This window comes from Rossellomorea sp. DA94 (genome assembly GCF_029834455.1).
GTDB classification, from domain to species: Bacteria; Bacillota; Bacilli; order Bacillales; family Bacillaceae_B; genus Rossellomorea; species Rossellomorea vietnamensis.
Genome location: NZ_CP122397.1, coordinates 2,552,744 through 2,565,466 on the forward strand (window position 1 = coordinate 2,552,744; position 12,723 = coordinate 2,565,466).

A 12,723-nucleotide genomic window follows, 5' to 3' on the forward strand; every position below is an offset into this window, starting at 1 on the left:
TGGATTCTATCCGGGTTTCGCAGTATACTGTAAATGTGATAAAATGTTCTTTCATCTATTATGGATGCAACTAGAATAGTAAAAGGAGTCTTCTCCATTGACATACATTATTTTACAAGACTTATTGGATTTTTACTTAAGTCCTTTGCATGTCAGTATCGTATTTTTATTCATACTGGCATTGATCTGGGATCGGTGTCCATCACCATTCCATCTCTATACACAATATTATGATAAAAAACTGGAAGGAAACAACCTCATTGTCAGCGAGGTTGCGGAAAATGAGGCCTTACCTGTCAGGGTCTGGTTTACAACCTGTATGAAGTTTCAATTCTATCATACTGATAATGATGAAGAATCCTCTTCTGTATATATGTAAAAGAAAAGCATATATACAGAGGAGGAAAAACATTGAAAAAAATTTCATTCATTTTCGTTTTACTATTATTAACATTGACCGGATGCCAGTCTGCTACCACTGAAGGGGCATTCTTTCATGATTATCTTGTCAATCCATTTTCATTTCTCATCCATGAAATAGGAACCTTCCTTGGCGGGAATTTTGGCGTGGCCATTATTGTGATCACCCTTCTTATTCGTCTTGTTCTTCTGCCTTTTATGCTTAAAACGTATAAGAATCAGCAGGATATGAAAGGGAAAATGGCGTTGATCAAACCCGAGATGTCTGCGATCCAAAAGAAGATTAAAGAAACGAAGGATAAAGAAGAGCAGAAAAAGCTTCAGCAGGAATTGATGATGCTCTATCAAAAAAACGGTGTAAATCCTCTCAATATGGGATGTTTGCCTTTATTGATCCAGACGCCCATCCTGATTGGACTCTATTATGCCATCCGTTCATCTTCAGAGATTGCCAGTCACTCTTTCCTATGGTTCAACCTTGGACAACCGGACCATATCATGGCGATTATTGCCGGGGTTGTGTACTTGGCCCAATCACGCGTTTCCTTGATGAACATCCCTGCAGAGCAGCAGGCACAGATGAAAATAATGGGGCTTCTGTCCCCGGTCATGATCTTCATCTTTTCACTGAACGCACCTGCTGCACTTCCATTATATTGGACGGTCGGAGGCGCATTCCTCATCTTGCAGACCCTGATCGGCAAGACCCTTTACCATCAGCAGCCAGCATTAGAAAAACAGGAAAGTCAATAACAAAAGGGAGCCGGCCGGCTCCCTTTTGTTCTATATTCAACTCTTACTTATTTAAAGACCCTGGCCGAAACACGGACACCCCTGCAATGAATAGAAGGGCCATGTAAATGATAAACGGGTAAAATAAAAGTTGCTCGGAAAACTGCCCTTTGTGCTCACTCGAAGCAACTGCTTCGGTGTGGGTTACAGGTGTTCCTTTCACCGGTGTCAAAGTGGTTGACAGCATTTCTTCATGATCCTGGTTATAAAGAGTCAACTCCCCACTTGCGGCAAGCTTCTGAGTGATCTTCCCGTCTACAGGCTGAGTAAATGGAATATCCTTTTTCAAATCATAAGAAGTGCCGTCCAATTGGAATACGGTCTCTTTAGGGATATAATTCCTTTCAAACTGATTCAACCCATAATCAAGCAGTTTCCTCGTATCCGAATAAATGGCCCTTTTGGACTGTGCCTTCATCGTGACGACCACGATGGAAAGTTTATCATTTTCCGCTGACGTCACCAAGGTGTGACGGGATTCGTCTATAAACCCATTCTTACCTCCCGTCACTTCAGGATAGGGGATTTCCCCTTTCACCATCTTGTGATGATTATATAGGGTGGTATTCCACCCTTCAGCCTTCCAGTCCAGGGAGTCTATATCAAATAACTCTCTAAATTGTTCATCCTGTAACGCGTAGCTTGTGATTTTAGCCATATCATAGGCGGTTGTATAATGATTTTTTCCATAAAGTCCATGAGGATTTTCAAAATGTGTATCCCGGACCCCCACTTCCTCCTTAAGAAAGAGATTCAATTTATCGACAAACGTTTTTACAGATCCTTCTGTATGTTCAGCGATGGCAACGGCGGCATCATTCCCTGAGTTCACCATCAATCCTTGAAGCAGCTGCTCCATACTCAATGTTTCACCGGGAGCTAAATACACAGTAGAACCCTCGGTACGGCTTGCCTTCTCACTGATTTTCACCTGATCACGGAGATCGCTATGCTGAATTGCATAAATCGCTGTGGCAATTTTTGTAATACTTGCAGGGTTCATTCGTTTAGTACCATTTTTAGAGTACAGGATACTCCCGGTTTTAGAATCTATTATAATAGCCGAATCACTATAAATATGTCCTGGTTTTTTTACTCCATTTTGTTGAGCTGAAACACTTGGGGTTATGAAGCAAAGTAAGATCAGCACAATAACCTTTTTCATATATCCACACACCTGTCTTGTCATTGGTCTCACTTCCCCATTCTACCAAAAAAAGATTTCCTATAATCACTCCATTAATAAATGTTAAGAAATTGAAAGAATGATGCTAATTCCTTACAAATCTCCCCGATTTTTCTTCCATCACTGATACTTTATTTCCATTTTCCCTCCGTTTCCACTAAAATGAGAGTATGAATATGAAACCTTTTACACAATGAACCGTAAGTAAGATAAGCATCTTTATTAAGGGGTAGATGAAATGAACACATTTCTGCAATTTTTATTAAGGGCGGTCATCTCTTTCAGTATGGGGACCAGCAGTTTTATCGCTTACTTACTCCTCTTTGACATGGGATTTCCTCTTACACTCTTATCGGGTGTAGGTACCGGGGTACTCTTTTTCATGGTCGTTAAGGCTCTTCAAAAAAAATGGTGGTTGAATAAAAATGGTCTTTCCGGACAGGAGTTTCGATATATAAACAGAAATTTAAAGGAAGCAAAAGAAAAGGTAAAACGGCTGCAACGTCAGCAGTTAAGGGTAAGATCGCTTGGAGCTTTCAAGCAAATCCTTGAGATCAACCGATTAAGCCGAAGAATTTATCAACTTGTAAGAAAAGAACCCAAGAGATTTTTTTCAGCTGAGTCCTTCTTCTTCTACCATTTAGATTCTGTCGTGGAAATTACCGAGAAGTATACGTTCCTGGCTTCCCAGCCTGGTAAAAATAAAGAAACCTTCCTGTCTCTCCAGCAAACCCGTACGACACTGGACGATTTAACAGGTTCTTTGGAAAATGATTTACAGAAAGTCCTGGCTGATGACATGGATCACCTGCAATTTGAACTGAATTTCGCCAATCAGCATTTATCGCACAAAAAAGATCTCAAATAAATGTCGGAGGTTTTATGATGGAACAACGAAATGAACAATCAGAACTGGATTTATTGCTTTCAAACCCGTTCGGGGAAGAAATCCCTGCGGTGAACGAACAAACAAAGTCCCCCCTGTTACTTGACCGTTTGCCAAAGGAACAGCAGGAAAAAGCCAAACAATTAGCAGCACAAATCGACTACAAGGACTATGAAGCCATTCTAAAATATGGAACAGCGGCTCAGACCCAACTGTCGACATTCTCACATTCGATGTTGGATCATGTGCAAAAACGGGATATCGGACCGATCGGTGACGTGTTAGGCGATTTAATGAAGAAGCTCGAGCAAATGAATCCCGATGAGCTTAATACGAAACAAAAAGGCGTATTTAAAAAGCTTTTTCGAAAAGTTTCATCCTCTTTACAGGAAGTGCTTTCTAAATACCAAAAAATCGGATCTCAGATTGATCGGATTTCAGTCAGACTCGAGCATTCGAAAAAGACCCTGCTTGACGATAACCGATTATTGGAAACCTTATATGAAAAAAATAAAGACTATTTTCAAGCCCTTAATATGTATATTGCCGCTGCTGAAATCAAACGGGAAGAAATCCACCACAATCTCCTCCCCTCTTTGCGTAAGAAAGCAGAAGAAACCGATGATGAGCTGATCTACCAGGAAGTCAATGATACCATGCAGTTCCTTGATCGATTGGATAAACGAATCCATGATTTAAAGCTGAGCAGACAAATGACGATTCAGTCCGCCCCTCAAATCCGTTTGATACAAAATACAAATCAGGCATTGGCAGAAAAAATTCAAGCTTCTGTCCTTACAGCGATTCCTCTTTGGAAGAATCAAATCGCCATCGCCCTGACCCTTCTGAATCAACAGAAGGCTGTAGCCGCTCAAAAGCAGGTATCACGCACGACTAACGAGCTGCTATTAAAGAATTCCGAGATGCTCAAAACAAACAGCATCGAGACCGCTAAAGAAAACGAACGGGGAATCATAGATATCGACACCCTCAAGAAAACCCAGGAAAACCTGATCTCCACCATTGAAGAAACCTTGGCCATCCAGGCGGAAGGCAGACAAAAGCGACAACAGGCCGAACAGGAAATGGTCACAATGGAAAATGATTTGAAACAAAAACTCATCGAAATCAGAAAGTAACCAAATTAATAAATATGAGCACTGGCCATTCCTGCGAATCTATCGTGGAAATGGCCTTTCATTTATCCCAGCATTATATTCTTCGTCTTTCGATTCCTGAATCATATACCTTGCATATCTGATTTGATTATACTATCATTCTCCACATGCAAATAATTGATACCTCAATAAATTGCACACAATTTTATTGAAACACAAGAAAAAGTTCCCAAGAGTATATGGGTACAATACGGGAAAAGCATAAGTGTTACTATTCATCAAAGAGAAGAGGAGTTTTTAATATGGAAAACTACCAAGAACTTATCCATAAACAGCAAACATTCTTTCGTACTGGTATTACAAAGGATACCAACTTCAGGATAGAAGCTTTGACTAAGTTAAAGGATCTTATCCAAACGCATGAACATGACATAATCTATGCTGTAAAGGAAGATTTGAATAAGTCCGAAATTGAAGCTAAGCGGGCAGAAATCAGCCTTGTTCTTGGTGAGATCGACTTCACCTTAGAGAATCTTACTGGATGGGCGTCACCTGGGGAAGTTCAAACACCTGATACACATTCAGGGGCAAAGAGCTTTATTTATCCAGAGCCCTATGGATCGATCCTTGTCATCGCTCCATGGAACTATCCATTCCAACTTGCCGTGGCACCCCTTGTTGGAGCGATCGCTGCCGGCAATACCGCTGTCCTGAAACCATCGGAATTGACCCCGAACACTTCAAGACTGCTTGCAGGCATGATCAATGACCACTTCCAGGAAGAGTATCTACATGTCGTCGAAGGAGAAGTTGAAACAAGCACAGCATTGCTCAAGGAAAATTTCGATTACATTTTCTTCACAGGAAGCACGGGTGTCGGGAAAATCGTGGCTGAAGCTGCAGCCAAGCATTTAACACCCGTGACGCTTGAACTTGGTGGTAAAAGTCCTACAATTGTACATTCAGATGCGGACATTGATGAAGCGGCGAAACGAATTGCAAGAGGGAAATTTGCGAATGCGGGTCAAACATGTGTCGCTCCGGATTATGTTCTCGTCCATCCTGAAGTAAAGAACGAGCTGTTGGAAAAACTCAAAGTAGCCATCCATGCCAGTTACGGGGACGATATCATTCATAACCCAGATTTTGGCCACATTGTTAGCACAAGGCATTTTGATCGCCTGAAAAGCTTTCTGGACAATGGGAGCATTGTTACCGGTGGAGCCTCAGACCGTGAAAATCTCGTCATTGAACCGACGATTCTTGATTCGATTTCATGGGAAGATCCGATCATGCAGGATGAAATTTTCGGACCGATCCTCCCGATCATTGAATATGAAGACACTTCTGAAGTGATTGATCAAATTGTGAAGCGTCCGAAGCCGTTGGCACTTTATCTTTTCTCTGAAAATGAAACCCTTCAGGATGAAATATTGACCAATATCTCATTTGGAGGCGGCGCGATCAATGATACAATCAACCACATGACATCTCACTATCTTCCTTTTGGTGGGGTTGGCGCCAGCGGAATGGGTGCGTATCATGGTAAAGCAAGTTTCGATACATTCTCACATTTCAAGAGCATCTTGAAACGTGAGAATCTTAAATGATCATGTTACCTTTATGATTTTGCTTCATCTTGGTAAGACTGGAGATTCATTCTTTCGATAGCAATAAAGGGACCATGGGCTCTTCATCTTTTAAGAGCCCATGGTCCCTTACTACTTATGCCGGGAAATCCTTTTATCCACGTAATTTGATTTATTTCTCCTCGTTATGCACGATGTTGTCCGTAATACTGTCATATTCATTCTCCGCAATGGCACTACTGATGATTTCTTCTTTTTCTAGCTTTGCAACCGCCTCATATTCTGCATACATGGCGTGTTTTCTAAGTGTAGAGAGCTGTTTTTCTTTAAGAACCGGGTTGCGTTCAAATAAGTCATCCAATTGTGCTTTCAGCATATCGATTCTTTTTTCGTATGTATCAATGAGCTCCTTCGAAATTGGGTCAGTGATGTAGAGCTTTTGTTTCACACGATGAATCTCTGATATCGCCATTTCATAACGATGAAGCTGACTAAGTAATTTCTCGAATTCCTCATTTCCTTCCTCTTTCGGCTTAATGCCCAATACATTGATTAACGGTTTGATGGTAAGTCCCTGGACAACCAGGCTGAATAAGACAACACTAAAGCCAAGGATCAACACGTCCTCCCTGCCTGGGAAGTCCCGTGGCAGACTCAGTACAAGAGCAATCGAGAGAGATCCTTTCAATCCTCCCCAATTCAATATGTGCTTCCACATATGCGGGAAGTTCCCGATAAGGGACAAGCTTGTATAAACGGCTATACTCCTTGCCACTAATACGACAAGTATGGCTGCGAATATGTATGGCCATTTCTCGAGGAGGTCGATCCTTGTTATCTCAAGACCGACCATTAGGAAAACCAAAGAATTCGCTAGTAATGCTGCCACATCCCAAAAACTGTTGATATTCAACTTGGTAGTGGGACTCATTCCGATCTTCCCGCCGAAATTCCCAAAAATCAGTGCTGCAATGACCACGGCGATGACTCCTGAAGCATGAACACTTTCCGCAAGAAGGAAGGAACCGTAAAATAGGATGACACTAAAAATGATTTCAAGTGGATAATCATCGTAGTACTTCGTTAAAATCGAAAAGGCATACCCCAGGGAACCACCGATGATCAGTCCCAATGAGACCACCCTGATGAACTCCCACAAACCGCTCCCAAGGCCCGCCCATCCAGCATCGATATATGACACAAGATAAAAGGCGGAAATATTGAATAATACAACAGCTAGACCATCATTGAATAAGCTTTCGCCTTCAATCACAACGGCCAATCTCTTCTTAACGCCAACACTCTTGAAAATGCTTAATACACTGACAGGATCCGTTGCACTCATCAGGGCTCCGAATACAAAAGCTGCCTGAATAGAGAAATCAAAGAAATAATACGCTGAAAAACCGACGATTAAAAATGAAATCAACGTTCCACCGAAAGCTAATGCGATGATCGGTTCTTTATTGGCCCTTAGATGGGAATAGGGTAGCTTCAATGCCGCTTCTCCCAAAAGAGCTGGTAAAAACAAGGTGATAATGACGAAATTAAAGACTTCACCTTCTGTAATGAAAGCCTTAAGCGGCTCCAATACAGGTATATTGAATAACCCGATCAACGCTCCAACGATCACGAGGGCAATCGGATAGGGCTGCTTGAATTTCTTAGATATCGCCGTAATACCGGCTGCAATCATGACTAATATAAGACCGAGTTCGAAAATATGATGCATATCCAGCTCTCCCATAAATGTCTCCTCCTCCCTTGTACACTATTATCATTTCCCTATCTTATTTATTTACTAACCTACCCAAGACTCATCTTCCCACCAATTCTTAACAGAAACCTACACTCATCTTCCTTTAGTATACAGAAATTTCCTTGGATATTAAAATACATTCCATACATTGAAAAAGGATAACAAGGAAACGCAAAAAAATGACGACTACAGCGTAACCTGGTAGTCGTCATTTTATCAATTAAATACTCTTATATAGGAGCTTTCTAAGTAAAGGAAATAATACTTCCGGGAGTTCTTCCACATCTGAAACAAGGATGCTGTAATTCCCATAAATATTTTGGATGGTTTTTCTTTGGGATTCATCGATTTCACCGTTTGATAAAAAGACGTTGATAACTTCAATTCCCTTTTTCCTTGCATCCAGAACGGCTTCGTGGGTATCGACAATTCCATTTTGTTCGTACTCCATGGCTGCAGGCTCACCATCTGAGAAAACAAGAAGGAATTTTTGTTTTTCATTCCGCATCAGAATTCTTTCTGTCATCAAACGAATCGCAAAACCATCCCGATTGTCTTCTTCCGGCTGGAGCTGCATGATTTCAGAACCACTGCCTGGTTTCAGTGAAGTATAGAAATCGAGCACAGGATTTAAGTAATTCGGCTGACTGGTCTTGGACGCACGATTCGTGTCTTCCCAGAAGCCGACGACTTCATGTGGGACCCTGACTGATTTTAACGACTCATGAAACAACGTGATACCGAGCTTCGTCTGATCCATTTTGTCATACATGGAGCCTGAACAATCGACCAATAGAGAAAACACTGCGTCTATCTCTGAGGAAGGATTCTGCTTTTTGTAAAAAAGTCTTGGATTATCGTCTGTTATGAACCGTAATAACTTGTTGTTCAATCTGCCGAAATGCAGATCGCTGCGCGGTTGTATACGCTTATGTTCCAGTGTTTTCTCAATCATCTTCTGAAGCTTTTTTTGAAACGGCGCTACCATTGCTTTGTTCTGACTATACTTTAGCTTTTCTTCAGAAGTGGGAACAGACGGGGTAAGAAAGTGAGGTATGGCGAATCGATTGTCCTTTCCATACTCACTTTCTCCCCCTGCTGAATCTTCCCTCTCCTGCTCCTCGGCTTTCACATCATGGTACTGCTCCCGTTCTGTCTCCTGCATAGAGCCTTGAACCATTGCCAACGCCTGATCACCATCATCTCCTTCACGTACACCTTCTCCCATGAGGTCGGATTGCGAACCTTGATCCAGATCGAACTGCAGGAATGATTCTCCTTTGTCACTTGTTTCCCTGTGCCATGTACGGAATTCTTCATCCATGATCTCTTCTTCCCCTGTGCTTTCTTCTTCCAGTACATCCTGATTCTCCAGAGGGTCTTTCCTTTTTAGATCGTCAAATGTTTCACCGGACGTTTTTTCTATCTCATAGACGTCCTCAGGCAGATGGAAGTATTCATTCAACATATCTTTTTGAACAATTTCATCCACAACCTCTACAATCTCCAAAGCTACCCTCACGACATCCTTCGTCTGACGGGTCTCATAAAACCGGGTAATCTGGCCATGGATAAACGGCATGGCCAGGTCGATATCCTCATTGATCTTCACCGGTTGTTCCAACGGGGATTGGGCGTGAAGAAGAAGGTAAACCGAATTGAACAGAGCATCTGTAAACACGCTTTTCGTCAAATTCACTTTAAGCTGGGCTTCAAAGTGCTGACGGTATAATGTTCTTCTCGTGCCAAATGATTTCTTGGTGCCCGGGCGTTTGGATTTACAAATTTCCTCTAATCGTATCTCTTCCCCGATGACAAATAATTGCTTTGCAAATCGGGGGACCGAAGTATTTTTTACTTTTTCAATGTAATTTATCACATCTTCTTTCACGGTCTCATGGAGGTTACCGATGGTCCTCAAGTAGATATCACTTTTCAACCCATGGACTTCATCATCTCTTTTTCGATGATCCCAGAAATGACTGACATAGACCGTTTCCTCTTTATAGTCCAAATAAGAAAATGGACCATATTTCAGGTTCATATCCCCATTCTTAGACAGTGTCTTTGTAAGATCAGCCATTTCCATCACTAAAAATGAATCAATATTTTCATCATTAAATTGAATAAATCGGTGCATTACAAATCCCTCATTCAAATAAGGTTTCTGCTATATTCAAAATAGCCGCTTTCTCACGTTCATCTTCAAGCTTATCAACAATTCCCCTCTGTATCGCACGTTTGGCAGGGAGATACAGAGCCAAGTCACAGGCATCAAGGAGAGCACGGATCGATGCTGCTTCTTCTGAAATTTGTCCATTTTTCACCTGGATCAATAAATCCGAAGACAAATTTACAAATTGGGAGATGAGCTTGTCATCCACAAGATTACTCTGACTTTCAATGACACTCTTCAGCGTATCCCCTTCAATATAAGGTACGTCTATGACGACAAAGCGATTTTTAAGGGCCTCATTTAACGGAACCGTACCTACATACCCTTCATTGATAGCGGCTACAACACCAAATGAGGGAGCAGCTTTCACGACTTCACCTGTAAATGGGTTTGTAATACTTCTTCTATAATCCAACACACCGTTTAAAATCGGCAATGTTTCAGGTTTGGCCATATTGATTTCGTCGATATAGAGCAGGTGACCATTTTTCATTGCTTGAATCACAGGTCCTTCAATGAAATCGATGGTATTTTTCCCATCCTTTTCGCTGATCGTTTTATATCCTAATAATGCTTCTGCATCGAGATCAACAGAGCAGTTGATACTGTGCATCGGCTGAGAAAAAATCGATGATAATGTATCGGAAAGCTTTGTTTTCCCAGACCCCGTAGGTCCTTTAAGGAGAAGGTTTTTCCCCAGGGAAAGGGAGATGATGCTGTCCTCAATGATGTAATCTTCACTTGCCGTATATCCCCCTTCCCCGATCAATGAGTGGTTCTCAGTACGAGCGAATGCTTGTTTTCTTTCATTTATTATACGAGTGACCGATTCCGGTAGTTCTCTTTCCAAATTCATGCTTTGACATCCTTTCCAATTCACATACTAGTCATTCTACATGTAATAGCGCTTACACTGCAAAGGGTCTGCACACATTTATTATTTCGGCAGATCAAGAAAAAAACACCCTTTTCCGGGTGTGATAAACTTTTATATGTTCAAATCATATCTGGTGAATCCCCTATAGACATACATGCCGGCTTTTTGATAGACAATTGTAGCATCGGTGTAGCTGTCGCTGTCTACGGATAGGGCTGCAGTTTTCATCCCGCGTTCTTTCAGCTTGTGGAAGGCGTAATGAAGTAAATGATGGGCAAGTCCCCTGCGACGCACGTTTCTCTGTATACCCAGATGAGTGATTTCCCCCATCCTGGTCTCTTCATTGACAGTACAAAGGATAAATCCAATAAGATGGTCTTCTTCTTTCAATAGGTACCAAAGAGTAGGATCGAATGTAGGACGAAGAAAACGCTTCTTGAATTCTTCCAATTCAGTCGGGTGATAATCAAAATGGTCCGAAAAAACCTCTTCGAACAGTTCATGAAGACAATGAGTTTCAGTATCGGGATTGAAACTTGTTATCTGATAAGAAGAAGGAATGGAGGAATTCGTCAAATCTTCAAGATCCTTTTTCATCTGAAACCAGAAGCGGGTTGCCGTAAACCCACATTGTTCGAGAGTCTTTTTCTCTACTTCAAGATTTGCAGATAAGATGATCGTTTTGTTTTCACCATTCATCATTTTCCGGGTTCTAGCCGATGATACTAATTCTTTTACCATTTCCTTTATATAATGATCCATATGTTCATTTGGTTTAGCAAGAATTAAAGAGGGCAGGCGATGATCTTTTTCAGTCAAAATGGAGAGGGCAGCCAATTCCCCATTATGCCAAAGACCTATGCGATCCGTTTCCGGAATCGATTCCACCATCTCTTGTATTTCTTCTTCGCTCGTTTGCCTTTCTCCAAATGCCTTCCGTTCATAGTTCATAAATAATTCTTTCAGTGATGACATGTCCTGTAGAGTAACCACCCGTTTACTAAAAGATTTCTTCATTTCTCGTCCCCCCATCCATCCCGATTTTCAAGCACTTTGAACAATGCAATATTAATATGAAGTTCATGAATATTTCTTTCGTTAAGTTAACATGAAAAAAGCTGATTTCTTCCGTTCAGGAAAAAATCAGCTGGAGGATGGTTTAGACCTCTTCGAAGTATTCTTTGTAGAATCCTCCCATTTTGCCACTTTCATCGATGACAAAGTAGTATTCTTCTGATTCGTTTTTCACTTCATATTCTTTTCCAACTGTAAGGACATTCGCAACTGTGTATTTCTTTGCGTCCGTATGTACACACTTTATCTTTTTATTCGAATGATTCTCCGTCCAAGTTTTATGGATCAAGTCGATAACCTCCTTTTCAATGGAACTATGCTACTAGTATATTCTTACAGGCGCATTAGTTCAACTACTATCTAAACCGGAATTCTGTTGAACCGATCTCCGACGCCCGTTATATAGTTTTTTGTCGATTTTTTATGGATTTTGACACACCGAACAATCGTTATATGGTATATTATAGGAGATAACATATTGGGAGAGGTTCGATATTCGTGAAAAAAGGATTAATCAGAATAGGGATGATTTTCTCCATCCTTCTACTATTCTATATGAGCACGCACCGGCCGAATGAAGAACAGTTTTACTCTTGGCTATTAAATGAATACGATATCGAATGCCACGCTTCCATAACCTGCACAAAAAAAATGGAGGGGAATTCCTATACAACCCTGATTGAAACAGGATCAAATATTAAGAATGGGTACTTGCTGTTTAACACGATCGGCAAGATCTATGAGGATGAGCAAGGTTCCAGAATCACGGTTAAAGCGATAGGGATATTCGGAAAGTATTTCACAATCATGATCGATGAACAAGGCTGATGACAATACCTCCATCAG

12 protein-coding genes are annotated in these 12,723 nt (G+C 41.2%); 6 read left to right on the top strand and 6 right to left on the bottom strand.

Features of this window, described 5'->3' with window-relative positions:
- The first annotated feature begins 97 nt into the window (after positions 1 to 97).
- Positions 98 to 379 carry a hypothetical protein gene (locus P8596_RS13230; protein ID WP_254651635.1) on the top strand — a complete coding sequence of 94 codons (282 nt, stop codon included), beginning with the start codon at positions 98 to 100 and terminating at the stop codon, positions 377 to 379.
- 32 nt (positions 380 to 411) lie between these two features.
- Positions 412 to 1,173 (top strand): membrane protein insertase YidC, encoded by a 762-nt coding sequence (gene yidC, locus P8596_RS13235; protein WP_034758912.1) that lies wholly within the window; start codon positions 412 to 414, stop codon positions 1,171 to 1,173.
- Between the two features lie 43 nt (positions 1,174 to 1,216).
- Here yidC and P8596_RS13240 read toward each other — a convergent pair whose 3' ends face one another.
- Positions 1,217 to 2,377, bottom strand: a complete 1,161-nt coding sequence (locus tag P8596_RS13240; protein ID WP_254651636.1) for a D-alanyl-D-alanine carboxypeptidase family protein — start codon at positions 2,375 to 2,377, stop codon at positions 1,217 to 1,219.
- Positions 2,378 to 2,636: 259 nt separating this feature from the next.
- On the opposite strand from P8596_RS13240, the gene P8596_RS13245 reads away from it, so the two are divergent.
- The 3 genes from P8596_RS13245 (at position 2,637) to P8596_RS13255 (ending at position 6,012) form a co-directional block, all read left to right on the top strand.
- Entirely contained in the window at positions 2,637 to 3,266 is a 630-nt protein-coding gene (locus P8596_RS13245; protein ID WP_034758906.1) for a 5-bromo-4-chloroindolyl phosphate hydrolysis family protein, read from the top strand.
- Positions 3,267 to 3,280: 14 nt separating this feature from the next.
- The gene (locus tag P8596_RS13250) at positions 3,281 to 4,423 is read left to right on the top strand and encodes a toxic anion resistance protein (protein ID WP_279724115.1); all 1,143 of its coding nucleotides are present in this window, start codon (positions 3,281 to 3,283) and stop codon (positions 4,421 to 4,423) included.
- 281 nt (positions 4,424 to 4,704) lie between these two features.
- Positions 4,705 to 6,012 (top strand): aldehyde dehydrogenase, encoded by a 1,308-nt coding sequence (locus P8596_RS13255; protein WP_279724116.1) that lies wholly within the window; start codon positions 4,705 to 4,707, stop codon positions 6,010 to 6,012.
- A 151-nt stretch (positions 6,013 to 6,163) separates the two neighbouring features.
- Here P8596_RS13255 and P8596_RS13260 read toward each other — a convergent pair whose 3' ends face one another.
- The 5 genes from P8596_RS13260 to P8596_RS13280 all read right to left on the bottom strand — a co-directional run bounded on the left by P8596_RS13260 (position 6,164) and on the right by P8596_RS13280 (position 12,166).
- Complete coding sequence (locus tag P8596_RS13260; protein WP_224519803.1) at positions 6,164 to 7,738, bottom strand: cation:proton antiporter domain-containing protein; 1,575 nt, start codon at positions 7,736 to 7,738, stop codon at positions 6,164 to 6,166.
- Positions 7,739 to 7,970: 232 nt separating this feature from the next.
- The gene (locus tag P8596_RS13265) at positions 7,971 to 9,890 is read right to left on the bottom strand and encodes a vWA domain-containing protein (protein ID WP_224519802.1); all 1,920 of its coding nucleotides are present in this window, start codon (positions 9,888 to 9,890) and stop codon (positions 7,971 to 7,973) included.
- A 10-nt stretch (positions 9,891 to 9,900) separates the two neighbouring features.
- Positions 9,901 to 10,782: an ATP-binding protein gene (locus P8596_RS13270; RefSeq protein ID WP_224519801.1), complete on the bottom strand. Its 882-nt coding sequence runs from the start codon at positions 10,780 to 10,782 to the stop codon at positions 9,901 to 9,903.
- Between the two features lie 132 nt (positions 10,783 to 10,914).
- Positions 10,915 to 11,820: a GNAT family N-acetyltransferase gene (locus tag P8596_RS13275; protein ID WP_224519799.1), complete on the bottom strand. Its 906-nt coding sequence runs from the start codon at positions 11,818 to 11,820 to the stop codon at positions 10,915 to 10,917.
- A gap of 142 nt (positions 11,821 to 11,962) precedes the next feature.
- On the bottom strand, positions 11,963 to 12,166 hold the full coding sequence (locus P8596_RS13280) for a DUF6501 family protein (RefSeq protein WP_079531868.1): 204 nt from the start codon (positions 12,164 to 12,166) through the stop codon (positions 11,963 to 11,965).
- 209 nt (positions 12,167 to 12,375) lie between these two features.
- Between P8596_RS13280 and P8596_RS13285 the strand changes: the two genes are divergently transcribed.
- Positions 12,376 to 12,705, top strand: coding sequence for a hypothetical protein (locus P8596_RS13285; protein ID WP_034758887.1), 330 nt, complete (start codon positions 12,376 to 12,378; stop codon positions 12,703 to 12,705).
- The last annotated feature ends 18 nt before the right edge of the window (positions 12,706 to 12,723 follow it).